Annotated in this window: 20 protein-coding genes, 5 tRNA genes and 1 riboswitch; of the genes, 17 read left to right on the top strand and 8 right to left on the bottom strand. The window is 56.9% G+C overall.

Going from position 1 to position 23,436, the window contains the following annotated elements:
- Positions 1 to 8 precede the first annotated feature (8 nt).
- The 6 genes from aruF (at position 9) to astE (ending at position 6,453) form a co-directional block, all read left to right on the top strand.
- Positions 9 to 1,028: an arginine/ornithine succinyltransferase subunit alpha gene (gene aruF, locus N7D90_RS18285; RefSeq protein WP_261739315.1), complete on the top strand. Its 1,020-nt coding sequence runs from the start codon at positions 9 to 11 to the stop codon at positions 1,026 to 1,028.
- A 55-nt stretch (positions 1,029 to 1,083) separates the two neighbouring features.
- The gene (gene astA, locus N7D90_RS18280; protein ID WP_261739314.1) at positions 1,084 to 2,121 is read left to right on the top strand and encodes an arginine N-succinyltransferase; all 1,038 of its coding nucleotides are present in this window, start codon (positions 1,084 to 1,086) and stop codon (positions 2,119 to 2,121) included.
- Complete coding sequence (astD, locus tag N7D90_RS18275; protein WP_261742477.1) at positions 2,118 to 3,587, top strand: succinylglutamate-semialdehyde dehydrogenase; 1,470 nt, start codon at positions 2,118 to 2,120, stop codon at positions 3,585 to 3,587. Before astA ends, astD begins: the two co-directional genes overlap by 4 nt.
- Positions 3,588 to 3,727: 140 nt before the next feature.
- On the top strand, positions 3,728 to 5,074 hold the full coding sequence (astB, locus tag N7D90_RS18270) for an N-succinylarginine dihydrolase (protein WP_261739313.1): 1,347 nt from the start codon (positions 3,728 to 3,730) through the stop codon (positions 5,072 to 5,074).
- 67 nt (positions 5,075 to 5,141) lie between these two features.
- Positions 5,142 to 5,429: a topoisomerase II gene (locus N7D90_RS18265; protein ID WP_235573226.1), complete on the top strand. Its 288-nt coding sequence runs from the start codon at positions 5,142 to 5,144 to the stop codon at positions 5,427 to 5,429.
- Positions 5,430 to 5,442: 13 nt separating this feature from the next.
- Positions 5,443 to 6,453, top strand: a complete 1,011-nt coding sequence (gene astE, locus N7D90_RS18260; protein ID WP_261739312.1) for a succinylglutamate desuccinylase — start codon at positions 5,443 to 5,445, stop codon at positions 6,451 to 6,453.
- Here the strand turns inward: astE and N7D90_RS18255 are convergent.
- Both N7D90_RS18255 and N7D90_RS18250 read right to left on the bottom strand, forming a co-directional pair.
- Positions 6,450 to 7,949 (bottom strand): M91 family zinc metallopeptidase, encoded by a 1,500-nt coding sequence (locus N7D90_RS18255; protein WP_261739311.1) that lies wholly within the window; start codon positions 7,947 to 7,949, stop codon positions 6,450 to 6,452. The two genes, astE and N7D90_RS18255, sit on opposite strands and share 4 nt — an antisense overlap.
- Positions 7,950 to 8,068: 119 nt before the next feature.
- On the bottom strand, positions 8,069 to 8,578 hold the full coding sequence (locus N7D90_RS18250) for a 6,7-dimethyl-8-ribityllumazine synthase (RefSeq protein ID WP_261739310.1): 510 nt from the start codon (positions 8,576 to 8,578) through the stop codon (positions 8,069 to 8,071).
- Positions 8,579 to 8,709: 131 nt separating this feature from the next.
- Positions 8,710 to 8,877: riboswitch (FMN riboswitch) on the bottom strand.
- A gap of 214 nt (positions 8,878 to 9,091) precedes the next feature.
- Here N7D90_RS18250 and ltaE point away from each other — a divergent pair.
- The 9 genes from ltaE to mgtE all read left to right on the top strand — a co-directional run bounded on the left by ltaE (position 9,092) and on the right by mgtE (position 17,017).
- Complete coding sequence (gene ltaE, locus N7D90_RS18245; RefSeq protein ID WP_261739309.1) at positions 9,092 to 10,096, top strand: low-specificity L-threonine aldolase; 1,005 nt, start codon at positions 9,092 to 9,094, stop codon at positions 10,094 to 10,096.
- Positions 10,097 to 10,242: 146 nt separating this feature from the next.
- Positions 10,243 to 12,861, top strand: a complete 2,619-nt coding sequence (gene alaS, locus N7D90_RS18240; protein WP_261739308.1) for an alanine--tRNA ligase — start codon at positions 10,243 to 10,245, stop codon at positions 12,859 to 12,861.
- Between the two features lie 83 nt (positions 12,862 to 12,944).
- On the top strand, positions 12,945 to 14,180 hold the full coding sequence (locus N7D90_RS18235; protein ID WP_261739307.1) for an aspartate kinase: 1,236 nt from the start codon (positions 12,945 to 12,947) through the stop codon (positions 14,178 to 14,180).
- 189 nt (positions 14,181 to 14,369) lie between these two features.
- Positions 14,370 to 14,558, top strand: a complete 189-nt coding sequence (gene csrA / locus N7D90_RS18230; protein WP_003175645.1) for a carbon storage regulator CsrA — start codon at positions 14,370 to 14,372, stop codon at positions 14,556 to 14,558.
- A gap of 61 nt (positions 14,559 to 14,619) precedes the next feature.
- Positions 14,620 to 14,710 (top strand) — tRNA-Ser (locus tag N7D90_RS18225).
- A gap of 107 nt (positions 14,711 to 14,817) precedes the next feature.
- Positions 14,818 to 14,894 (top strand) — tRNA-Arg (locus N7D90_RS18220).
- Positions 14,895 to 14,965: 71 nt separating this feature from the next.
- Positions 14,966 to 15,042 (top strand) — tRNA-Arg (locus N7D90_RS18215).
- A 70-nt stretch (positions 15,043 to 15,112) separates the two neighbouring features.
- Positions 15,113 to 15,189, top strand: a tRNA-Arg gene (locus N7D90_RS18210).
- A gap of 385 nt (positions 15,190 to 15,574) precedes the next feature.
- A complete protein-coding gene (gene mgtE, locus N7D90_RS18205) occupies positions 15,575 to 17,017 on the top strand; it encodes a magnesium transporter (protein WP_261739306.1) in 1,443 nt (480 codons plus the stop codon).
- Between the two features lie 117 nt (positions 17,018 to 17,134).
- Here mgtE and N7D90_RS18200 read toward each other — a convergent pair whose 3' ends face one another.
- The 4 genes from N7D90_RS18200 to N7D90_RS18185 form a co-directional block, all read right to left on the bottom strand.
- On the bottom strand, positions 17,135 to 17,455 hold the full coding sequence (locus tag N7D90_RS18200) for an Arc family DNA-binding protein (RefSeq protein WP_019823397.1): 321 nt from the start codon (positions 17,453 to 17,455) through the stop codon (positions 17,135 to 17,137).
- Positions 17,456 to 17,780: 325 nt separating this feature from the next.
- A complete protein-coding gene (locus tag N7D90_RS18195; RefSeq protein ID WP_261739304.1) occupies positions 17,781 to 18,185 on the bottom strand; it encodes a hypothetical protein in 405 nt (134 codons plus the stop codon).
- Between the two features lie 66 nt (positions 18,186 to 18,251).
- On the bottom strand, positions 18,252 to 18,980 hold the full coding sequence (locus N7D90_RS18190) for an aspartate/glutamate racemase family protein (RefSeq protein ID WP_261739303.1): 729 nt from the start codon (positions 18,978 to 18,980) through the stop codon (positions 18,252 to 18,254).
- A gap of 58 nt (positions 18,981 to 19,038) precedes the next feature.
- Positions 19,039 to 20,580 (bottom strand): NCS1 family nucleobase:cation symporter-1, encoded by a 1,542-nt coding sequence (locus N7D90_RS18185; protein WP_261739302.1) that lies wholly within the window; start codon positions 20,578 to 20,580, stop codon positions 19,039 to 19,041.
- 245 nt (positions 20,581 to 20,825) lie between these two features.
- On the opposite strand from N7D90_RS18185, the gene N7D90_RS18180 reads away from it, so the two are divergent.
- The gene (locus tag N7D90_RS18180; RefSeq protein ID WP_261739301.1) at positions 20,826 to 20,951 is read left to right on the top strand and encodes a hypothetical protein; all 126 of its coding nucleotides are present in this window, start codon (positions 20,826 to 20,828) and stop codon (positions 20,949 to 20,951) included.
- A 337-nt stretch (positions 20,952 to 21,288) separates the two neighbouring features.
- Positions 21,289 to 21,365 (top strand) — tRNA-Arg (locus tag N7D90_RS18175).
- 236 nt (positions 21,366 to 21,601) lie between these two features.
- Here N7D90_RS18175 and N7D90_RS18170 read toward each other — a convergent pair.
- A complete protein-coding gene (locus tag N7D90_RS18170) occupies positions 21,602 to 22,222 on the bottom strand; it encodes a LysE family translocator (RefSeq protein ID WP_261739300.1) in 621 nt (206 codons plus the stop codon).
- Between the two features lie 137 nt (positions 22,223 to 22,359).
- Positions 22,360 to 23,403: a hydroxyacid dehydrogenase gene (locus N7D90_RS18165; protein ID WP_261739299.1), complete on the bottom strand. Its 1,044-nt coding sequence runs from the start codon at positions 23,401 to 23,403 to the stop codon at positions 22,360 to 22,362.
- Positions 23,404 to 23,436 lie beyond the last annotated feature (33 nt).

The following is a 23,436-nucleotide window of genomic DNA, read 5'->3' as shown; positions in this document are numbered from 1 at the left end:
GTGACACCATGCTGGTGATGCGCCCTGCGCAAATGGCTGATCTGGGCGAGGTACAGCGTCTGGCTGCGGATAGCCCGATTGGTGTCACTTCATTGCCGGACGATATCGAACGCCTGCGCGACAAGATCGCCGCGTCCGAAACCTCGTTTGCTGCCGAAGTCAGCTTCAATGGCGAAGAGAGCTACTTCTTCGTTCTTGAAGACACCACCACCGGCAAGCTGGTGGGGTGTTCGGCGATTGTGGCTTCGGCCGGTTACTCGGAGCCGTTTTACAGCTTCCGTAACGAGACCTTCGTTCACGCCTCCCGCGAGCTGAAGATCCACAACAAGATCCACGTCCTGTCGCAGTGCCATGACCTGACCGGTAATAGCTTGCTGACCAGTTTCTATGTGGTCCCGGAACTTGTGGGGTCGGCCTGGTCCGAGCTCAACTCCCGTGGCCGTCTGCTGTTTGTGGCCAACCACCCGGAACGCTTTGCCGATTCGGTGGTAACCGAGATCGTCGGTTATAGCGATGAAAATGGCGACTCGCCATTTTGGGACGCTATTGGCCGTAACTTCTTCGACTTGAACTACGCTGCCGCCGAGCGCCTGTGCGGGCTGAAAAGCCGTACTTTCCTCGCCGAGCTGATGCCGCACTACCCGATTTACGTGCCGTTGCTGCCTGACACTGCCCAAGAGGCCATGGGGCAAGTCCACCCGCGGGCGCAGATCACCTTCGACATCCTGATGCGTGAAGGCTTCGAGACCGATCATTACATCGACATTTTCGACGGTGGCCCGACCCTGCATGCACGGGTTTCGGGGATCCGCTCAATCGCTCAAAGCCGCGTGGTTCCGGTCAAGATCGGCACGCTGAGCAAAGGCGGCGGTCGTCAGTACCTGGTGGCCAATGCCCAGTTGCAGGACTACCGCGCAGTATTGCTGGAGCTTGATTGGGCGCCGGGCAAGCCGGTCACGCTGGATCTGGAAGCGGCCGAAGCACTCGGCGTTGGCGAAGGTGCCAGCGTACGAGTGGTGGCGGTTTAACGCGTTTGAGCGAGTTTCGCGGGGTTCGTCAGCGAGCCCCGTCTGAGGAGATAGCATGATCGTTCGTCCTGTACGCAATAGCGATTTACCGGCCCTGATTGAGCTGGCACGCAGCACCGGAACCGGCCTGACCACCTTGCCGGCCAACGAAGAGCGCTTGCTGCATCGAGTGACCTGGGCTGAAAAAACCTTCCGTGGTGAGGCCGAGCGCGGCGATGCGGATTACCTGTTTGTGCTTGAAAACGACGAAGGCAAGGTGGTGGGTATTTCCGCCATTGCTGGCGCCGTGGGCCTGCGCGAGCCTTGGTATAACTTCCGGGTGGGCCTGACCGTCAGCGCCTCGCAAGAGCTGAGTATTTACCGGGAAATTCCGACCCTGTTTCTGGCCAACGACCTGACCGGCAACTCTGAGCTGTGCTCGTTGTTCCTGAGTGCCGATTACCGCACGGGCCTCAATGGCCGGATGCTGGCCAAGGCCCGGATGCTGTTTATCGCCGAGTTCCCGGAGCTGTTCGGTAACAAGATCATTGCCGAAATGCGTGGCATGTCCGATGAAGCCGGGCGCTCGCCGTTCTGGGAAAGCCTGGGTCGACACTTCTTCAAGATGGAATTCAGCCAGGCCGACTACCTGACCGGTGTAGGCAACAAAGCCTTTATCGCCGAGTTGATGCCCAAGTTCCCGGTGTACACCTGCTTCTTGTCTGAAGATGCCCGTGCGGTGATCGGCAAGGTGCATACCCACACCGAACCGGCGCTGAACATGCTTAAAAGCGAAGGTTTCAGTTACCAGGGCTACGTCGATATTTTTGACGCGGGCCCGGCGGTGGAATGCGAAACCAGCAAGATCCGCGCTGTACGCGACAGCGAAGCGCTGGTGCTGGCCATCGGCACTCCGGGTGACGATGCCACGCCTTACCTGATTCACAACCGCAAGCGTGAAGATTGCCGCATCACCGCAGCGCCTGCGCGTCTGGCTGCTGGCACTCTGGTTGTCGATCCACTGACCGCCAAACGCTTGCAACTGACCGCAGGCGATCAAGTGCGCGCGGTTGCCTTGTCGGCCCAGCCAGTTGCCCCACGGGAGTCGAAATAATGAGCACGTTGTACATTGCAGGCGCCTGGCAGAACGGGCAGGGCGAAGCCTTTGAATCGCTGAATCCGGTCACCCAGAAAGTGCTGTGGGCAGGTAATGGCGCCAATGCCGAGCAGGTTGATGCTGCCGTCAAGGCCGCGCGTCAGGCTTTCCCGGAGTGGGCCACACGCACATTTGAACAGCGCCTGAGCGTGCTTGAAGCCTTTGCCGCGAGCCTTAAAACTCACGCGGATGAACTGGCACGTTGCATCGGTGAAGAAACCGGCAAGCCACTCTGGGAGTCGGCCACCGAAGTCACCAGCATGATCAACAAAGTGGCGATCTCGGTGCAAAGCTACCGCGAGCGCACAGGTGAAAAAAGCGGCCCGCTGGGCGATGCCACCGCTGTTTTGCGCCACAAGCCCCATGGTGTGGTTGCCGTATTCGGTCCGTACAACTTCCCTGGTCATCTGCCTAATGGGCATATTGTTCCGGCATTGCTGGCCGGTAACAGCGTGGTTTTCAAGCCGAGCGAGCTGACCCCCAAAGTCGCTGAGCTGACCGTCAAGTGCTGGATCGAAGCCGGGCTGCCAGCCGGGGTGTTGAACCTGCTGCAAGGTGCGCGCGAAACCGGTATCGCACTGGCGGCGAACACAGGTATTGACGGGTTGTTCTTCACTGGTTCGAGCCGCACTGGCAATGCACTGCATCAGCAGTTTGCCGGGCGCCCGGACAAGATCCTGGCCCTGGAAATGGGCGGCAATAACCCGCTGGTGGTCGATCAGGTCGCGGATCTGGATGCTGCGGTCTACACCATCATTCAGTCGGCCTTTATCTCTGCCGGGCAGCGTTGCACCTGTGCCCGCCGTTTGCTGGTGCCGCAAGGCGCATGGGGCGACAGCCTGCTGACGCGTCTGGTTGAAGTCAGCCAGAACATCGAAGTGGGGGCTTTTGATCAGCAGCCCGCACCCTTTATGGGGTCGGTGATTTCCTTGGGCGCCGCACGCGCCTTGATGGATGCACAAGAAGTTCTGTTGGGTTCGGGCGCTGTTGCCCTGCTGGAAATGCACCAGCCCGACAGCAATGCCGCCTTGCTGACGCCGGGCATTATCGACGTGACTGAAGTCAGCGATCGTTCGGACGAAGAGCTGTTCGGGCCATTGCTGCAAGTGATTCGCTACGCCGACTTTGACGCGGCAATTGCCGAGGCCAACAACACGGCGTTTGGTTTGGCTGCGGGCTTGCTGTCGGATTCCGAGGCGCGCTATCAGCAGTTCTGGCTGCAGAGCCGTGCCGGGATCGTGAACTGGAACAAACAGCTGACGGGCGCGGCGAGCAGTGCACCTTTTGGTGGCGTCGGGGCGTCGGGCAACCATCGCGCCAGTGCCTATTACGCAGCTGATTATTGCGCGTACCCGGTGGCTTCTCTTGAAACCCCGACCTTGACCCTGCCAGCGGCGTTGACCCCTGGCGTGCGAATGTCGTAACGCTTATCTCATTCCTGTGGGAGCGGGCTTACTCGCGATTGCATCAGCGCGGTCTGGCAGCAAAACCGCATCGTACGCATCGCGAGCAAGCCCGCTCCAACAGGAGATACAAATAGCCACCGTTTCCCGGAGCCTCACCGATGAAGTCCTTTGAAGTCAATTTTGACGGTTTAGTGGGGCCGACCCATAACTATGGCGGTTTGTCGTTTGGCAACGTCGCCTCCCAGAGCAACAGTCAGCAGGCCTCCAACCCCAAGGAAGCCGCGCTGCAAGGCCTGGAAAAAATGAAAGCGCTGATGGACATGGGTTTTGTCCAGGGTGTGCTGGCGCCGCAAGAGCGTCCGGACGTTGCTGCTTTGCGCAGTCTGGGTTTTTCCGGCACCGACGCGCAGGTTATCGAGCGCGCAGCCAAAGAAGCCATGCCGTTGCTGGTTGCCAGTTGCTCGGCATCGAGCATGTGGGTGGCTAACGCCGCGACTGTCAGCCCAAGTGCAGACACTGCAGACGGGCGTGTGCATTTCACTGCTGCCAACCTCAACTGCAAATACCACCGCAGCATCGAGCACCCGACCACCAGCCGCGTGCTGGGCGCGATGTTCGCTGATCAGCAACACTTTGCGCACCATGCGGCACTGCCCGCAGTGGCTCAGTTCGGCGATGAAGGCGCGGCCAACCACACGCGCTTTTGCCGTGAATATGGCGAGGCAGGTGTCGAATTCTTTGTGTTCGGTCGCAGTGCGTTCGACAGTCGTTACCCGGCGCCGCAAAAATACCCGGCCCGCCAGACTCTCGAAGCTTCGCAAGCGGTAGCCCGCCTGCACGGTCTGAGCGAAGAGGGCGTGGTATTCGCCCAGCAAAACCCTTCCGTCATCGACCAAGGGGTGTTTCACAACGATGTGATTGCCGTGGGCAATGGTGAGCTGTTGTTCCATCACCAGGACGCGTTCCTCAATACCGAGCAGATGCTGGCCGAGTTGCATGGCAAGCTGGCGGCCCGTGGCGCTAACTTCCAGTCGATCAGCGTGCCTCGCGATCAGGTGGCCGTGGAAGATGCGGTGCGTTCGTACCTGTTCAACAGCCAACTGCTGAGCCGTGCGGATGGTTCCATGCTGCTGATCGTGCCTGAAGAGTGCCGCGCCAACCCGCGTGTCTGGCAGTACCTGCAAGGGCTGACGGCTGCTGGTGGGCCGATTCGCGAGGTCAAGGTGTTTGACCTTAAGCAGAGCATGCAGAACGGCGGTGGCCCGGCGTGCCTGCGGTTGCGTGTCGCACTCAATGAAACTGAGCTGGCAGCGGTCAATCCGGGGGTTATCATGACCGCGCCGTTGTATGACACGTTGACCCAGTGGGTCAGCAAGCACTACCGCGACGCCCTGCGCGAAAGCGATCTGGCCGACCCGCAATTGTTGCTTGAGTGCCGTACGGCATTGGATGAACTGACGCAAATCCTTAAACTGGGCTCGGTTTACCCCTTCCAGATCAATTGAACGGCGGTGTGCCTGAGCGATTATTAGTGCCGGGCACACACCTTCACCTCCCAATGAGAGCAAAAGAATGACCGATACCCTGAAGTTGATCCTTGAAGACACTGATGGCACCCAGCTGGAAACCAGCTGCACCCGCGTTGCCGTGATGTGGCAGGGCAAAGAATTGTGGATTCAGCAAGACGGCCGTGGCCAGTTGCTGATCGGTGTTGACGTTGAAGAAGGCGATGCCGAATACGCCAACCTGCTGCTGCGTCCATTAGCGACTAACCTTGTCAGCCTGCAACTGGAAATGGAACCGGCTGATCTGAGCGATGACGAAGACGATCACGTACACGGTCCAGACTGCAACCACTGATTAAGGATGCACCATGCTCGCTCTCGGCAAACTGCTTGAACTGACCTTGGCTGGACGTGAACCAGCCGAGAAAACTCAACTGACTGTCGACGGCGTGCGGATGCGCTGGCTGACCGAAGGCGCGCTTGAAGTACGCCCGCCCGAGGCTCGCGACAACGGCATGGATCTGTTGTTGTCAGCCGGCATCCACGGCAATGAAACAGCGCCGATCGAGTTGCTCGATCGTCTGTTGCATGCCATTGCGCGGGGAGAAATCAAACCCCGCGCACGAATTCTGTTCCTGTTCGGCAACCCGGGTGCCATGCGCACCGGCGCGCGGTTTGTCGAAGAAGACCTCAACCGGCTGTTCAATGGTCGCCACGCAAGCAGCAGCGGCCCCGAGGCCCTGCGCGCGTGCGAACTTGAGCATCTGGCCGAAACGTTTTTCAGCCCGCCTGAGCGCACCCGTCTGCATTACGATTTACACACGGCGATTCGTGGATCGAAGATCGAGCAGTTCGCGCTCTATCCCTACAAGGAAGGGCGTACTCACTCGCGCGACGAGCTGGCCCGCTTGCGCGCAGCCGGGATGGAAGCGGTGCTGTTGCAAAACAAGCCTTCGATTGTGTTCAGTGCTTACACCTACGACCGGCTGGGCGCCGAGGCGTTTACCCTGGAGTTGGGCAAAGCCCGGCCTTTCGGGCAGAACGGCGGGGTCAATGTCGAGCGTCTTGAGCTGCGTTTGCAGCAGATCATCGAGGGCACCGAGTCGCCGCTGGCCGAGGCTTCGCTCGAAGGCTTGCAGCTGTTTAGCGTGGCCCGTGAAGTGATCAAGCACAGCGATGCATTTATCCTGCATTTACCGGTGGACGTCGAAAACTTCTGTGAGTTACCCAAGGGATACCTGCTGGCGCAAGACGCGGGCAAGACGCGTTGGGTCATTGAAGAAGAGGGCGCGCGGATTATCTTCCCAAACCCCAAGGTCAAGAACGGTCTGCGCGCCGGGATGATTATTGAGCCTGCTGCAATCGAGGCGCTGGTTTAGCCTGGAATGAACCTTATGTAGCTTTTGCGTGAAGGCAGCCCCAACTCCTCGCGTATGCCGTTTTCGGTAAAGGCCACCGGGTTGGTCCTGGTGGGAGGGGTGAGCGGGTCGTTATCAAAGTCAAAGGGCTCTGCGCTGGCGGGCAAGCCGACTACCTGCAGCTCCGCGTTGTCGGCCTGGGCTGGCGGTATGTGGGGTTGTTGCGGATCCGGGCCGGTTCCCGAAAAAATGGTGCCGGTCACGTAGTTGTAGGCATGACACAGCTCATGGTAGAGCGAGGCCAGAGGCACCGATTCGTCTTTCTGGTGGGCCGGGTTGTAGTAGACCGTTCCGCCAAAGGCTCCCCAGCCAGCAGAGCCACCTGCTATGTAAGGCGACGCCATCAGCAGCGCGGGCTGGTACATCCCGTTGTCGATACGCTTGAGTTCCACAATGGTGATGGGCTTTTGGCTGGCGTGAATGCTCTTGCTCAGGGCTGCCAGCAACTGTTGGCCGTAGGTCGAGCCCAGTAACATTTTCAAGTCATCGGTCACGCGCTCGACGAATGCGGGTGCTCCCTGAATGACCAGCCCTGAACTCGCCAGCGATTGCGCGTCGATTTTGCTGACCTGGCTATCGATAAAGGATGTGGCGTCATTTTGCGTATTGGTGGGCACCAGAACGCCCTCGCTTACGGTGGTCACAGGCTCTATTGAGTGCGCCTTGTCGTTGGGCTTGAGCCCCGCGAAGGCGTTATCCCCCAGGCCTGAATAAAGGGCGTTGCTGCCTTGACCAGCGTACAAAAGATCATCGCCGTCACCGCCACTGATGATGCTGTGTTGCTCGCCGCCAATGGCAATATCATTGCCTTCTCCGGTCTCGATGTAGCACCTGCCAGCCCCGCCGCGCACAAAATCATCCCCTTTGCCGGTGTAGACCGTCATTACGCCGCTGCCGATGGCATTGACCACGTCATTCCCTTCACCGGTTTCGATATAGGTGCGTCCATCGCTCGTCATCACGCGGTCATTGCCGGGGCCGGTGTATACCTGGGCGAAGCCTGAACTGGTGACAACGGTGTCATCGCCTGAGCCGGTGTTGATGTGCAGGGGTTGCATGACCGTGGCGGCAATGTAGACCGAGTCGTTACCGTCCTGGGTATGGATTTCAATGATTTGTCTGGCGCTGGCCGGGGTAACGCGAAAGCGCAGGTGATTGATATCGATCAGCAGTCGATTACCGGTGCGGGTCACCAGAATGGTTCGGTGCAGCCCTTCAATGGTGAAAACCAGCCGATCCGTGCCCTCGGAGATAGGTGTGGAGTATTCGTGGGTGTAGCGATCAATGGTGACGCTCTGACCCTTGTGGACAACGACATGAGTGCGGGTCTCGAGGGTGTGGTCGGTTATTGGCAGGGTTGTGGTGGTCGTGCCGGGGCCTTGGCTGGCGCCATTTATGGCGAATTCATGCTCGGCTTGAAGCCGTGCAGTGGAGGCTGAAGGGGTGAAAGAGGTCATCGTGGGTACTCCAGTGAATAAAGAGGCTTTATTCAAACGGCTCTGGAGGGTGCTGCGGTGTCAGATAATTGTAGCGGTGCCCACAAGCCGGACCGAAGTCTGGCTTGTGGGCTGGCGATTTACACCGCGCGTTTTTGCTGGGTGTCCATGCGCTTCAAGTCGCGAATTTTTTGCAGGGTATCGACGCAGGTCTTTGCCGCTTCCTGGCCTTTGTGCACGAAGTGGTCGAAGAAGAATTTGTGGTGTTCTTCACCGGCATGGAAGTGGTGCGGGGTCAGGCTGACCGAGAATACCGGCACTTCGGTTTCCAGTTGCACTTGCATCAGGGCGCTGACTACGGACTGGGCGACGAAATCGTGACGGTAGATGCCGCCATCCACCACCAGTGCCGCGCCGACGATACCGGCATAACGGCCAGTCTTGGCCAGCAGCTTGGCGTGCAGCGGGATTTCAAAGGCGCCGCCGACTTCAAAGAAATCGATGTCGCTTTCCTGATAGCCCTGTACCAGCATTTCGGCCAGGAAGCCTTTACGGCTCTGATCGACAATGTCTTTGTGCCAGCAGGCTTGGATAAACGCTACGCGCTCGTGGTGGTTTTTGCTTTTGCTGTCGATTGCGGTGGGTTGCATGTTCAGATTCCTGTTTGTGTGAAAAACAGGGCATATGAATCGAATGGGATTAAAGGGTACGTTCAGGTGGGCAGCGCACGGCCATTTGGCATCGTCACTTGTCCACCTGGTTGACGGCCCTTTGGCGCCAATCCCGTTCTCTCTTCATCCGGACTATGACCGTCGGCCCCGGGATCACACCGGGTCTGCTGACCTTGATCTGTCATCGCCGAAGCGGGGACCGACCAAGCGCTCGCGGGCTATGCGCTTTGCGCGCAATTACCGCCGGTGGGGAGTCGCACCCCGCCCTGAGAACGTTGCCGCCAGCCTTTCTGGCGGCGGGCATTTTGTATCACAAATTTTTCGCAGATGCATGGCTGCTTTTTGCTAATAGCAATCAAATTTCTTGCTGGGTTAGCAGTCGATTTCTGTGCAAACACAAATATATGGCCAATCTGCCTGCGCTACGCTTGTTCGAAAGGGAATTCCCCGATTAGTCTCCAGTGCTGATCACTTATTGCCGAGGCCGCTCCAATGACTGTTATCGATCTTCGTAGTGACACCGTGACCCAACCCAGCGCTGGCATGCGCGAGGCCATGGCAAATGCGCCGATGGGCGACGATGTGTATGGCGAAGATCCTTCGGTAAACAAGCTGGAGTCCGAACTGGCCTTGCGTCTGGGTTTTGCCAGTGCGCTGTTCGTGCCCACCGGCACCATGAGCAACCTGCTGGCACTGATGGCTCATTGCGGGCGCGGTGACGAATATATCGTCGGTCAGCAGGCCCACACCTATAAATATGAAGGCGGCGGGGCGGCGGTACTGGGCTCGATTCAGCCGCAGCCGCTGGAGGTTCAGGCGGATGGTTCGCTGGACCTGGCGCAGGTTGTTGCCGCGATCAAGCCTGACGATTTTCACTTTGCCCGCACCCGTTTGCTGGCCCTGGAAAACACCATGCAGGGCAAGGTGCTGCCAGTTGAGTATCTGGCAGCTGCCAGTCGCCTGACCCGTGAGCATGGGCTGGCGCTGCACCTTGATGGCGCTCGGCTGTACAACGCGGCCGTCAAACTGGGGGTTGATGCGAGTGATATCACCCGGCATTTCGACTCGGTATCGGTGTGCCTGTCCAAAGGTTTGGGTGCGCCAGTGGGCTCCGTGTTGTGCGGCACTGCCGAGCTGATCGGCAAGGCCCGGCGCTTGCGCAAGATGGTCGGTGGTGGCATGCGCCAGGCAGGCCAGTTGGCGGCTGCCGGGTTGTATGCGCTGGACCATCAGGTTGAGCGTCTGGCGGACGACCATGCCAATGCGCAGTTCCTCGCCGAGGGCCTGCGTGCTGCCGGGTATGAGGTGGAGCCGGTGCAGACCAATATGGTCTATGTGCAGGTCGACGAGCGGGCGGAGGCTCTCAAGGCCTTTGCGGCCGAGGAGGGGATCAGGCTCAGCGCGGCACCGCGCTTGCGAATGGTGACGCATATGGATGTCAGTCACAGTCAGATTGAGCACGTAATAGCCGTTTTTACTGAGTTTTCCCGCCAATAATCTTGCGATCCGTCCAATTGCTTGTCGCTATCGTATAAACACGCTGTACCCGAGGCGAAGGGCCGATATAATGCGGCCCTTTGCGAGTCGCACTGTCGATTGACGTGATTCACTTGCCTCTGGCCGCAGCCTCCGTGGAAGAACCTATGAAAAGCGCAGAAATCCGTGAAGCCTTCCTTCGCTTCTTCGAGGAGCAAGGTCACACCCGTGTCCCTTCCAGCTCCTTGGTCCCGAATAACGACCCAACCCTGCTGTTCACCAACGCGGGGATGAACCAGTTCAAGGACTGCTTCCTGGGTCAAGAAAAACGTGCCTACACCCGAGCGACCAGCAGCCAGAAGTGCGTGCGAGCCGGCGGCAAGAACAGCGACCTGGAAAACGTCGGCTACACCGCACGTCACCACACCTTCTTTGAAATGCTCGGTAACTTCAGCTTCGGCGATTATTTCAAGAAAGACGCGATCAACTTCGCTTGGACTTTCCTGACCGGCGTTCTCAAGCTGCCTAAAGACAAGCTCTGGGTAACCGTTTACGCCAGCGATGACGAAGCGTATGACATCTGGACCAAAGAAGTCGGCGTCCCTGCCGAGCGCATGATCCGTATTGGCGACAACAAAGGTGCGCCGTACGCATCGGACAACTTCTGGACCATGGGCGATACCGGCCCGTGCGGCCCTTGCACCGAGATTTTCTACGATCACGGTCCTGAAATCTGGGGCGGCCCGCCGGGCTCGCCAGATGAAGACGGTGACCGTTACATCGAAATCTGGAACAACGTGTTCATGCAGTTCAACCGCACCGCCGATGGCGTGTTGCATCCGTTGCCAGCGCCGTCGGTAGATACCGGCATGGGCCTGGAGCGGATCAGTGCGGTGATGCAGCACGTCAACTCCAACTACGACATCGATCTGTTCCAGAGCCTGCTCAATGGCGCGGCGCAAGCCATCGGCTGTGCCAACGAAGGCCAGGCATCGCTCAAGGTTGTAGCCGACCACATCCGTTCGTGCAGCTTCCTGATTGCTGATGGCGTATTGCCTTCCAATGAAGGTCGCGGCTATGTATTGCGCCGCATCATTCGTCGCGCCTGCCGTCACGGCAACAAGCTGGGCGCAACCGGCAGCTTCTTCTACAAGATCGTCGCGGCACTGGTTGCCGAGATGGGCGAAGGCTTCCCGGAGTTGGTTCGCGAGCAAGCCAACATCGAGCGCGTGCTTAAAGCCGAAGAAGAGCAGTTCTCCAAGACCCTGGAGCAGGGCCTGAAAATCCTTGAGCTGGATCTGGCTGAACTCAAGGGCACCGTGGTGCCGGGCGACGTAGTGTTCAAGCTCTACGACACCTATGGTTTCCCGATGGACCTGACGGCCGACATCGCCCGTGAGCGCAACCTGACCGTGGACGAGGAAGGCTTCGAGCGCGAGATGGAAGCCCAGCGTGTGCGTGCGCGTTCGGCCAGCGCGTTCGGCCTGGACTACAACACTCTGGTTAAAGTCGATGTGCCGACCGAGTTTATCGGTTACAGCGCGACCCAGGCCCCGGCCAAAGTCGTTGCTCTCTACAAAGACGGTCAGTCGGTTGCCAGCTTGAGCGAAGGCGATGACGGCGTGGTCATTCTTGATCAGACCCCGTTCTACGCCGAGTCGGGCGGCCAGGTAGGCGATTGCGGTTACCTGCAAGCTGGCGCAGCGCGTTTTGACGTGCGCGACACCACTAAAACCGGCGGCGCGTTCCTGCACCACGGCGTGGTTGCAGCGGGCGGCCTGAAAACAGGCGAATCCGTTGAAGCCAAGGTAGATGCTGATGTGCGTCACGCCACCGCGCTGAACCACTCGGCGACTCACTTGCTGCACGCGGCCTTGCGCCAGGTGCTGGGCGAGCACGTTCAGCAGAAAGGTTCGTTGGTCGACAGTCAGCGCATGCGCTTTGACTTCAGCCACTTCGAGTCGATCAAGCCTGAGCAGATCAAGGCGCTGGAAGATATCGTCAACGCCGAGATTCGTAAGAACACCCCGGTCGAGACTGAAGAAACCGACATCGAAACCGCCAAGCAAAAAGGCGCCATGGCGCTGTTTGGCGAGAAGTACGGCGACAACGTGCGCGTACTGAGCATGGGCGGCGATTTCTCGGTTGAATTGTGTGGCGGTATTCACGCCAACCGTACTGGCGATATCGGCCTGATGAAAATCATCAGTGAGGGCGGTGTAGCCTCCGGTATTCGTCGGATCGAGGCTGTTACAGGCGCGGCCGCACTGGCTTACCTGAACGCCGCCGAAGAGCAGCTCAAGGAAGCCGCAAGCCTGGTCAAGGGCTCGCGTGAAAACCTGGTCGACAAACTGTCGGCGGTGCTTGAGCGTAATCGCCAGCTGGAAAAACAACTGGAACAATTGCAGGCCAAAGCTGCAAGCGCTGCGGGCGATGACCTGTCATCGTCGGCAGTGGACGTAAAAGGCGTGAAAGTGTTGACCGCCCGCCTGGATGGTCAAGATGGCAAGGCGCTGCTGGCGCTGGTAGATCAGCTGAAGAACAAGCTCGGCCGTGCGGTGATCCTGCTCGGCAGTGTTCATGAAGACAAGGTTGTACTGGTTGCAGGCGTAACCAAAGACCTGACTGGCCAACTCAAAGCCGGTGATTTGATGAAGCAGGCCGCTGCGGCAGTGGGCGGGAAGGGCGGTGGTCGTCCGGACATGGCGCAAGGCGGCGGTGTTGATGCTGCAGCCCTGGACGCCGCGTTGGCCCTGACTGTGCCATTTGTCGAACAGGGTATCTGAGGTCCAGTACGCGCCATCGTCTAGTGATGGCGCGTCGTTTGAATGATAAATGGGCGCCCTTTATGGGCTGAGGCTGCTTTGAAATGGCTTTGATCGTACAGAAGTTTGGAGGCACCTCGGTCGGCACTGTCGAGAGAATCGAGCAGGTCGCCGATAAAGTTAAGAAGTTCCGCGAAGCCGGTAATGATCTGGTGATCGTGCTCTCTGCAATGAGCGGCGAAACCAATCGCCTGATCGAACTGGCCAAGCAAATCAGCGATCACCCGTCACCTCGCGAGCTGGATGTAATTGTATCCACGGGCGAGCAGGTGACTATTGGTCTGCTGGCGATGGCGCTGAACAAGCGCGGTGTACCTGCGGTGTCCTATACCGGCAGCCAGGTGCGCATCCTTACGGACAGCTCGCACACCAAAGCCCGCATCCTGAAAATTGACGATCAGAAGATTCGCGCCGACCTTGGGGCCGGGCGTGTGGTTGTGGTTGCAGGTTTCCAGGGCGTCGATGAGCACGGCAACATAACCACGTTGGGTCGTGGCGGCTCTGACACCACCGGTGTGGCACTGGCGGCGGCCCTGAAGGCTGATGAATGCCAGATCTATACCGATGTAGACGGGGTTTACACCACAGACCCACGGGTTGTGGCCAAAGCTCAGCGTTTGGAAAAGATCACCTTCGAAGAAATGCTGGAAATGGCCAGCCTGGGCTCCAAGGTGTTGCAGATCCGCGCAGTCGAGTTCGCAGGCAAGTACAACGTTCCGCTGCGCGTTTTGCACAGCTTCAAGGAGGGTCCAGGCACCCTCATTACTATTGATGAAGAGGAATCCATGGAACAGCCGATCATTTCTGGTATCGCATTCAATCGCGACGAAGCCAAGCTGACCATCCGTGGCGTGCCAGACACCCCGGGCGTGGCGTTCAAGATTCTGGGCCCGATCAGCGCGGCCAATATCGAAGTCGACATGATCGTGCAGAACGTCGCGCACGATAACACCACCGACTTCACCTTCACTGTGCACCGCAATGACTACAACGCCGCACAAACCGTGCTGGAAAACACGGCGCGCGAGATCGGCGCCCGTGAAGTGGTGGGTGATACCAACATTGCCAAGGTTTCGATTGTCGGTGTAGGCATGCGTTCTCATGCGGGCGTTGCCAGCTGCATGTTTGAGGCGCTGGCCAAAGAGAACATCAACATCCTGATGATCTCGACCTCCGAGATCAAAGTGTCGGTGGTGATTGAAGAGAAGTACCTGGAGCTGGCCGTGCGTTCCCTGCACACCGCTTTTGACCTGGACGCGCCAGCCCGACAGGGTGAGTAAAACGTTTCCAGGAGGGCGCGGTTAATCCGCGCCCTTTGTTTTTTTGGCAGGCATGAACCAGGCCCACCTGTTTTGTCATGTTGGTCAATACTTAGGAGCACAGGGTGCTATAGCTGTTCGGCTAGTAGGCCCGGGCTCTTTTTTTTTGCAGACTGTTGTCCCTGAAATGAAAAGTGTGAGGAGAAACGTATGCTGATTCTGACTCGCCGTTGTGCGGAAAGCCTGATCATAGGCGATGGCGAAATTACTGTGACCGTGCTCGGTGTCAAAGGCAACCAAGTGCGCATTGGTGTGAATGCTCCCAAGGAAGTTGCTGTGCACCGTGAGGAGATCTACCTGCGGATCAAGAAAGAAAAGGACGAAGAACCAAGTCTTTAATTTTATTTAAGTTTTTAGTTGCATGCGGGGAAAAGGCTGGTTATTATACGCCTCGTGTTGCGGAGAGGTGGCCGAGTGGCCGAAGGCGCTCCCCTGCTAAGGGAGTACATCTCAAAAGGGTGTCGGGGGTTCGAATCCCCCCTTCTCCGCCATTATTCATGTAGCACGTTCGAATCTAGACAGTTCGGTAAGTTGTTGAAATTACTGAAAAAAAAGCTTGTCAGAGAGATTTAACGGTCTATAATACGCAGCTTCAAATGCACTCGTAGCTCAGCTGGATAGAGTACTCGGCTACGAACCGAGCGGTCACAGGTTCGAATCCTGTCGAGTGCACCATTTAAGAGTTAATGGCTTTGGCGGTTAACTTGGCTTCAACCAGCGGTGGTCTGGTCTAACAAACACAACTTGCACTCGTAGCTCAGCTGGATAGAGTACTCGGCTACGAACCGAGCGGTCACAGGTTCGAATCCTGTCGAGTGCACCATTTAAGAGTTAGTTGCTTCGGCGGTTAACTTTGCTTCAACCAGGGTGGTCTGGTCTAACAAACACAACTTGCACTCGTAGCTCAGCTGGATAGAGTACTCGGCTACGAACCGAGCGGTCACAGGTTCGAATCCTGTCGAGTGCACCAAACACCAAAAAGCCTGCACAGTGTGCAGGCTTTTTGCTATCTGCGATTTGAACATTACTGTCATTCGCCAGACTTCTCCCCAGTTTATGCTGCCCCTTGTACACGCTGAGATTTCATCTTCGGCTTGTGTCCTATGCGTTTTAACCTGCGTCGCACAATCATCGTGCAGGCGCCGTTCGACGGCGCCTCGCAAGCTTTTGTTAAGTCCAAGATTTTTGCGTCATAAATTTTTAAGCCGTGTATGATTGCGCCCGTCAGCCCCGCCGGGGCTTGTGGAATACTTCCATGGACTTACCCAGTAGAAACTCAGCATCCCGTTTTTCCAATCATGAATTGACTGATTGATCCTTCCGGCGTGCCCTGCTGCTGGGAGTGGAGTTCGCCTATGACCGAAGTTGAAGTAAAGAAAACGCAAGACAGCCTGCAAAGCCGCCTCGCTCAAGTTATTGAGCTGCTTAATCGCCAGCGTGTGGTCGAAGACCTGACTCATCGTCAGGAAGGCCATAACCATGATCGGGTTGAAAACCTGGTCCATCGGCAAAACCTTGTTGAGCTCCAGCGCAAGCTGGAAGACCTGCACTCCGCAGACGTTGCCTACATCCTCGAAGCGTTGCCGCTGAACGACCGTTTGACGGTCTGGCAGTTGGTCAAGGCTGATCGCGATGGCGACATCCTGCTTGAAGTATCCGACTCGGTACGTGAAACCCTGATCGCCGACATGGACGATCACGAGCTTCTGGCAGCCGCCAAGGAGATGGATGCCGACGAACTCGCTGACCTGGCCCCTGAGCTGCCGCGAGACGTCGTCCATGAGTTGATGGAGACCCTTGATGGTCAGCAGCGTGAGCGCGTTCGCTCCGCACTGTCCTACAACGAGGATCAAGTCGGCGCCCTGATGGACTTCGAGATGGTGACGATCCGTGAGGATGTCAGCCTTGAAGTCGTACTGCGTTACCTGCGTCGCCTCAAAGAGCTGCCTGGGCATACCGATAAATTGTTCGTGGTCGATTACGACGGTGCGCTCAAGGGCGTGTTGCCGATCAAGCGTTTGCTGGTCAACGACCCTGAAAAGCAAGTGTCCGAGGTAATGGCCAGCGATCCGGTGAGTTTCCATCCGGACGAAGATGCCTACGATGCCGCTCAGGCGTTCGAGCGTTATGACTTGATCTCTGCGCCTGTAGTCGACAAGAACGGCAAGCTGATTGGCCGTCTGACCATCGATGAAATGGTCGACCTGATCCGTGAGGAGAGCGAAACCGAAGTTCTCAACATGGCCGGTCTGCGCGAAGAGGAAGATATTTTTGCCTCGGTCTGGAAGTCCCTGCGTAACCGCTGGGCCTGGCTGGCAGTCAATCTGGTCACGGCGTTTATTGCTTCGCGGGTGATCGGCCTGTTTGAAGGCTCGATTGAAAAACTGGTGGCACTGGCAGCGCTGATGCCTATCGTGGCCGGCATTGGCGGTAACTCCGGCAACCAGACCATCACCATGATCGTACGAGCGATGGCGCTCGATCAGGTCAACACCGGCAGCACCTCGCGTCTGATGCGCAAGGAGCTGGCCGTGGGGCTGATCAATGGCCTGGTGTGGGGTGGGGTAATTGGCGTTGTTGCGTACCTGCTGTATGGCAGTTGGTCGCTGGGCGTGGTGATGACCGCGGCCATGACACTCAACCTGCTACTTGCAGCGCTGATGGGAGTATTGATCCCCATGACGTTGGCCAAGATGGGGCGTGACCCGGCCATGGGCGCGAGTGTGATGATTACCGCCATGACCGACAGTGGCGGGTTCTTCATCTTTCTGGGACTGGCAACCATCTTCCTGCTTTGATGGTCTGCGACCTGATCGGACACTGTCTGATCAGGCCGTTTTTGTAGCGGGCGTGAACAGCGCCCATAAAAAAAGCCAGCGCGATGCTGGCTTTTTTGTGCCTGATTTAAATCAGGATTACTCGGATGCCGCTTCAGCGTCGTGAGCAATCAGTGAAACCAGGGCGTTTTGCTGGCGATGTGACAGTTGTCGAAAGCGTTGCAGCAGCTCACGTTCATGCAGGGAAAGTTCTGGGCTGTCCAGGCGCATGCTGAGTTCGTCACCCAGTACACCTTCCTGAATAAGGCTTTGCTCAAGACGAGCAATGATTTCTGAGTTCATGCTGCGGTGATGGTTGCGAGCCACTTCGGCGATGCGCTCGCGCATTCCGTCTGGCAGGCGTACGACGAACTTGTCAGCCGTACGGCTGGAGTAAATAGCCTGTTTCAATGGGCGCATTATAGTTAACCGGTTAGTTCAGGGGAGCGGTTCTCGGGAATTGGCCGCAGGATGTATTTAAGACCGTTCTGGTGGCCAAATGTTCAACCTGAATTGCGAAGAGGCGCGCATCATGCCTTAAATCTGCCATTTCCCCGGCGTCAATTCTGTGACAAATATTGACCCGGATACAGGCGTTATGCCAGCAGTGATTATCAAAAACATGAGCTGGTATTCATAGCGTACAGATTTAGCGCTTATCCAGAAGGGTTGTGCCCTTGCAGGTTAGTAGCCTTGGCGCAATTGTGGGTCAAACTTGATTATTCACCCGTTCTCAGTGCGCTCATCAAAAAAACCAGCGTTCAACTTCGGCTGCTTCGCGGGTGGGGCGATCATTGGTCGCCAAATGAGGAGCTACGCTGGTGGCCGCATTCATCACCGCCAACTGGGGTAGCGGTTTGAGTGGTTTGCTGTAAACAGCTGCTATTTCAACGGGTTGCTCAGCCGAAGCAGGCTCAGTTTGAAAGTGCACAGCTGCCAGCACGGCCAGCGCAAGGGCATTTAACAGTAAGAGTGTGCTGTTCATGGCGGTCATCTCTGAGAGCATGGACGGAGTACTGTTACTAGAGCAGTCTTCATGCCAACTGTAGAATGGGTAAAAATCTATATAAAACAGTTGGTTGAAGTATGTCTTGGAGAGGGGCTGATTGCAATTTGCAATGATGGCTTTTTGCTGTAGTGCAATTTGCATGACACGGAAGAAAGCGAGGAGTTACCAGCCCTGTGCAGCCGCGGATAGCGGCTGCAGCGTGCTTGTCTAGCGTGCGAATCGAGCTGCCCACCCCGTAATCGCCTTGGGGCGGGGTGTTGCGTAGGTGCGTACTTTCGACGTCGACAGCCCCAGGCGAACCAGCGTTTCGGCGATGGTCACCGCTGCCGTTACACCATCAACCACCGGCACACCGGTGCGCTGACGAATCTGCTCATCCAGTCCGGCCATTCCTCCGCAGCCCAGGCAAATAACTTCCGCCCGGTCTTGGCTGACCGCCAGTTCGGCCTGTCGAACAATGGCTTCAACAGCTTTTTGCGGTGAAGACTCGAGTTCCAGAACGGCAAGGCCGCTGGCGCGTACCGAAGCGCAGCGTTGCCACAGTCCTGACAGTTTCAAGCGGTCTTCGATCAGTGGCACGGTGCGATCCAGTGTGGTGACCACCGAGTAGGCGCGCCCCAAAAACATGGCCGTGCTGGCCGCAGCGTCAGTGATATCCACCACGGGCACGTTGAGCAACTCTTGCAATCCTTCGCGGCCATGCTCGCCATATCCGGCCTGGATCACGGCATCGAAGGGCTGATCGTAGGCCATGACGCAGTCCATTACCGCGATTGCGGCCAAATAACTTTCAAAATTGCCTTCAACCGACTCAGCGCCGAAGCTGGGCGTCAGCCCAATGATTTCGGTGCCCGGCGCGGCTACGGATTGCGCCTGCCGAGCAATGGCCTGAGTGATGCTGTCGGTCGTATTCACATTAACCACGAGGATTCGCATGGACTCTCCTTGGAGTGGCTGGGAGGAGGCGGCCTGCACGCGGCAGACCGCCGTTGCATCAATGGCTGGCGTTATCGACCGCAATCGATTCGCCGCTGACTTGGGCGTAGTGGGTTTGGCGTTTGGCGATGATCAGATAAAGCATCGCTGCAATACCGGCACCAATCAGCCAAGAGAATGGAGAAACAGTGTGGAAACCCGGAACCAGCGCCAGAACAATTGCGATCAGCGCTGCCGGAATAAACGCCGCAACGGCGCGCAAATTCACGCCACGGGAGTAGTAGTAAATACCTGTGGGGTCTTCGCTATATAACGCTGGCACATCCACCTGGCCTTTTCGTACCAGCCAATAGTCGACCATGATCACGCCATATAACGGGCCGAGCAGGGCGCCCAGGCCAGACAGGAAGTAAACAATCACCAGCGGACTGTTATAGAGATTCCACGGCAGGATCAGCACCGCGATGGTTGCGCTGATCAGTCCCGCCCGGCGAAAGGTCAGGTACTTGGGGGCCAGGTTGCTCAGTACGAAAGCTGGCGCGACGAAGTTGGCCATGATATTCACCGCCACCGTCACAATCAGAAATGCCAGGCAGCCCAGCACCAGGAAGAAAGTATTGGGGATCGACGCAATGATCTGCGTCGGGCTCTCGATAATTGTCCCGTTGATTTGAAACTGAGCGCCGCAGAGCAGGACGGTGATACCGGCAAACACCAGAATATTCACCGGTAGGCCCCAGAAATTTCCGACCGTGATGGTTTTGCAGCACGGCGACGAACGCGAAAAGTCACTGAAATTAAGGATCATCGTGCCGTAAATCGCCAGCCACAGCGCGCCACCGGCAAACACATTGCGCCACACCTCTGCGGTGCTCAATGGCACACGATCCGACCAGGCAATGCTGCCGTTGGCCTGAAAGTACATCCAGGCAGCAAGGCACAGCACGGTGATTAAAATCACTGGCCCGGCAAAGGCTTCATAGCGGCGAACCATTTCCATGCCGTAGGCGAGGATCGCCAGTTGCACAAACCAGATCGCGACAAAACATACCCAGCCCAGGGTCGACAGCCCAAGGATCGAGTCGTGGTCATAGGCAGCGAAACCGGGATGAATGGCGGTCAGCAACACACGCAAGACCACAGAGGCCAAATAGGTCTGAATCCCGAACCAGGCTATCGCGATAACGGCGCGTATCAGCGCCGGAATCTGGGCACCATGAATGCCGAAACTAATACGGCTAATAACCGGAAACGGCACTCCGGTTCTCTGGCCCATATAACCCGAGAGGTTCATGAAGTTGAACACCAGCGCTGCGCCGATCCCGAGCGAGAGCAAAATTTGCCAGCCATTCAGCCCAAGTGCATACAGCCCGATGGCAAACGAGTAATTGGCAATGTTGTGCACATCGTTGGTCCACAGGGCAAAAATACTGTAGCGGCCCCAGCGCCGACCTTCGGTTCTGGTCGGGGCAAGGTCGTTGTTATGCAGGCGCGGACTGAGTGCCAGTGGTGCGGGCGTGGGGCCTGCGGTGTGGGGGAGGGGAGTTGAAACCGGTGAAGGTAAATCCAGAGCGATGGTATCGGCGAGTCTTGAACGCATTCTGGCAAGCTCCTGATGCCTACCGGCGTGATGACTGTTCATGAGCGTTGGCTCGACAAATCTTCGTCACGGCTGGCGGGAATCACTGGTTGTGAGAGTCCGCGGTATGCCTGCTTTTTGCTGCAGGCTACGAAACAATATGTACTTAATTTTTGTTTATTTTGTATACAAGTTCCGTGTTGGTGTAAGCGATATTCATGCCAGCAGAAACACAGAGATCAGTAAAAGTGTTCAAGGACTGCTTTATGTTTTTTCATCTACCTGAAAATAAAAGAATTTTTATTTTTTACCTGGCTGCTGAAAAACCAGCGAATAGAAAGGGAGATGGCGCGTGGTCGATTGTGACCAAAGAATGGGTTGTTACTTTTTGATGCAGAAAACCTGTGTGGAGAGTTTGAGTGCACCGTTATGTGACGTTTTGTATACGGTTTTTTTGGCTGTAAGCACCAGTAAATACCCTGCTCCAGCTCAAGCCCCCCCTGTGGGAGCGAGCCTGATTGCGAAGATCATTCGCGAGCAGGCTCGCTCCCACGCTTGAAGTATCTTTGCGGATACTCTGTTTCCGGGTGCGCAGCGCGTGGAAATACAAAGCGTCAGGTCTGACGGTTACGCCGCATTCACGGCTATGGGGAGTGTGTCTTACCGTTAAAAAGCCCACACGCGACATGACAAACAAAGGCCTGGCCGTTACCATGCTCGCCGTCATTTGTCTCAGTAGCTCAATTGGATAGAGCATCCCCCTCCTAAGGGGAAGGTTGGCAGTTCGAACCTGCCCTGGGACACCATATATTCCGGGCCTCTCCAGCCATACTCCTGACAGTTAAATTTTTCTGTGACAGCAGGGTGGCAGCAGCAGGAAAAAGTAAGCCCCGCCGGGCAATGCTCAGGCGGGGCTTTTTTATGCCAAACGCTTGCGGGGCGAAAATTACCCCTCAACCAGCATGATGGGTGCCGTGGTTGCATCACGTGATCAAGAGAGCGCATCTCTTGGCCGAGGCTTGTCTCGCCTGGAGAGGGGGGGTCACGCTTTTCGATATAGCGCCAGAAACCCTGCCAACGACACCATTGCGGCTCCACAACATTTGTTCAGCCGTCGCATTCCCGTCTCAGTGAGAATTTTTGCCGCTTGCACTCCGCCTGCAGCATACAAAGCCATCACTGCTACATCGACTCCGGCCGAAATAAGCGCCAGTACAGCGTACTGCGGGAGAGTGGGCTCACTGGGATCAATAAACTGCGGCAAAAAAGCAGTGAAGAACAGCAGCACTTTAGGGTTCGTCATCGCCACCGAAAAACTGCGCCAGAACACTTCGCCCGTACCGGCACTGGTATCTGCCTTCGACGCACTGAGCCCTTGCGGATTGCTGCGCCAGAGTTGAGCACCCAGCCACGCCAAGTAACAGACGCCTATCCATTTCAGAGCCAAAAATAGGTCTTGCGAGGCCAGCAGCATCGCGCCGAGCCCAAGTCCGACGGCCGCAATGACCAATACATCCGATAGGGCTGCACCAGCCATTCCGACCGCGACCTTGCGCGTGCTTCGAGAAGAACCATTAGCCATCGCTAACAGAGAGGTAGGGCCAGGAATAAGCGCGCCAATAAAGCAGCTTGATGTGTAGAGGAGAAGCGTTGCGGAGTTCATTCGGGAGCGCTCGGGTGTAGTTGGCGTAATGCTGGAAGGGGTGATATTGCCCAGTTACCGGAATTTTATAAAGCCACCGTCGACAGTAAGCGACCGTGTATTTGCCCGATGCATCTCTGCGTGAGTTTAGGAGGCTATCAAGTGCCAATGACTTTACGGGCTCTTTCGTGAAAGAAATCCCAGACTTCCGGATTGAGCAAGTGTGGTGGACGCTCACCTCGCAGCATCGCCATGATCTGTTGTGCCGAAGATCGGGCAACATTTCGCCTTCCACCGTGCGTTACACCTGCGGTATGAAAGGTTGCCACAACATTGGAACACCCGAGCAATGGAACACTCCGTTTTGGCGGCTCGCACTCCCAGACGTCCAGCCCAGCACCACCTAGGTGCCCCTTGTTCAGGGCCTGGTATAACGCTGTTTCATCATGAATCCCGCCACGGGCCGTGGAAATAAACACGGCGCCCGGCTTCATAATGGCGAACTGTTCAGTGCCGATCAGATGAAAGGTGGAAGCGTTAAGAGGGCAATGCAAGGATAAAAAATCACTGCGTCGTAGCAACTCCTCCAGCGTCACCGACTGCGCGCCACGCGCAAGAATTTCTTCAGCGCTGAGATAAGGGTCATAAGCCAATACATCGAGACCAAAACCTTGAGCGATACGAGCTGTACGGCTGCCAATTTCTCCCAAGCCCACCAACCCTATGGTACCGCCATAAATTTCTTGGCCCATGAGATCTTCACGAGTGAAACCTGTTTCGCGTCTGATCTTGTTGTCTGACTCAACGATGCGTTTTACCACAGCCAGCAAAAGCCCAAAGGTATGCTCTGCAACCGAAAATGCATTGGCACCGGCTTGGTTCACCACAGCGATACCCGCACGTGTGCAGGCTGCCACATCGACAGTATCGAAGCCTGCCCCTCCTGAAGAAACGCACAGTAGATTGGGGCATTGATCGATCAATGATGCATTGACGAACCAGGACCGAGGCAACTCGTCCTTGGCTGCGGACACATGATAGGCGTGAGCCTGATTCAGCCCGGCCAGGGTTCGTACGTCCTCACTTTGGCTCGGCAAAACACTCAACGTTAGCTGGTTATTGCCTCGGATTAACGCGTCGAAAACAGGGCTGATCCAAAAGTCGAGGCGACAGACCTGCATGATGCGCGAGGATTCGTTCATCTTGGTTCCTTTCTTCAGATCAGCAGAGGGAGT

The organism is Pseudomonas fragi, from assembly GCF_025426255.1.
GTDB classification, from domain to species: domain Bacteria; phylum Pseudomonadota; class Gammaproteobacteria; order Pseudomonadales; family Pseudomonadaceae; genus Aquipseudomonas; species Aquipseudomonas kulmbachensis.
Note: the sequence above shows the minus strand (reverse complement) of the source record. Positions and strands in the feature narration are given on the sequence as shown.

Excerpts from the sequence above, each read along its gene's own strand:
- N7D90_RS18195 (WP_261739304.1), bottom strand. The coding sequence starts at position 18,185 with ATGCAAATTGCACTACAGCAAAAAGCCATCATTGCAAATTGCAATCAG.
- N7D90_RS18190 (WP_261739303.1), bottom strand. The coding sequence starts at position 18,980 with ATGCGAATCCTCGTGGTTAATGTGAATACGACCGACAGCATCACTCAG.
- N7D90_RS18170 (WP_261739300.1), bottom strand. The coding sequence starts at position 22,222 with ATGAACTCCGCAACGCTTCTCCTCTACACATCAAGCTGCTTTATTGGC.
- N7D90_RS18235 (WP_261739307.1), top strand. The coding sequence starts at position 12,945 with ATGGCTTTGATCGTACAGAAGTTTGGAGGCACCTCGGTCGGCACTGTC.
- mgtE (WP_261739306.1), top strand. The coding sequence starts at position 15,575 with ATGACCGAAGTTGAAGTAAAGAAAACGCAAGACAGCCTGCAAAGCCGC.
- astE (WP_261739312.1), top strand. The coding sequence starts at position 5,443 with ATGCTCGCTCTCGGCAAACTGCTTGAACTGACCTTGGCTGGACGTGAA.
- aruF (WP_261739315.1), top strand. The coding sequence starts at position 9 with ATGCTGGTGATGCGCCCTGCGCAAATGGCTGATCTGGGCGAGGTACAG.
- ltaE (WP_261739309.1), top strand. The coding sequence starts at position 9,092 with ATGACTGTTATCGATCTTCGTAGTGACACCGTGACCCAACCCAGCGCT.
- N7D90_RS18265 (WP_235573226.1), top strand. The coding sequence starts at position 5,142 with ATGACCGATACCCTGAAGTTGATCCTTGAAGACACTGATGGCACCCAG.
- N7D90_RS18200 (WP_019823397.1), bottom strand. The coding sequence starts at position 17,455 with ATGCGCCCATTGAAACAGGCTATTTACTCCAGCCGTACGGCTGACAAG.
- N7D90_RS18165 (WP_261739299.1), bottom strand. The coding sequence starts at position 23,403 with ATGAACGAATCCTCGCGCATCATGCAGGTCTGTCGCCTCGACTTTTGG.
- N7D90_RS18180 (WP_261739301.1), top strand. The coding sequence starts at position 20,826 with ATGTTTTTTCATCTACCTGAAAATAAAAGAATTTTTATTTTTTACCTG.
- astB (WP_261739313.1), top strand. The coding sequence starts at position 3,728 with ATGAAGTCCTTTGAAGTCAATTTTGACGGTTTAGTGGGGCCGACCCAT.
- N7D90_RS18250 (WP_261739310.1), bottom strand. The coding sequence starts at position 8,578 with ATGCAACCCACCGCAATCGACAGCAAAAGCAAAAACCACCACGAGCGC.
- N7D90_RS18255 (WP_261739311.1), bottom strand. The coding sequence starts at position 7,949 with ATGACCTCTTTCACCCCTTCAGCCTCCACTGCACGGCTTCAAGCCGAG.
- astA (WP_261739314.1), top strand. The coding sequence starts at position 1,084 with ATGATCGTTCGTCCTGTACGCAATAGCGATTTACCGGCCCTGATTGAG.
- alaS (WP_261739308.1), top strand. The coding sequence starts at position 10,243 with ATGAAAAGCGCAGAAATCCGTGAAGCCTTCCTTCGCTTCTTCGAGGAG.
- csrA (WP_003175645.1), top strand. The coding sequence starts at position 14,370 with ATGCTGATTCTGACTCGCCGTTGTGCGGAAAGCCTGATCATAGGCGAT.
- N7D90_RS18185 (WP_261739302.1), bottom strand. The coding sequence starts at position 20,580 with ATGCGTTCAAGACTCGCCGATACCATCGCTCTGGATTTACCTTCACCG.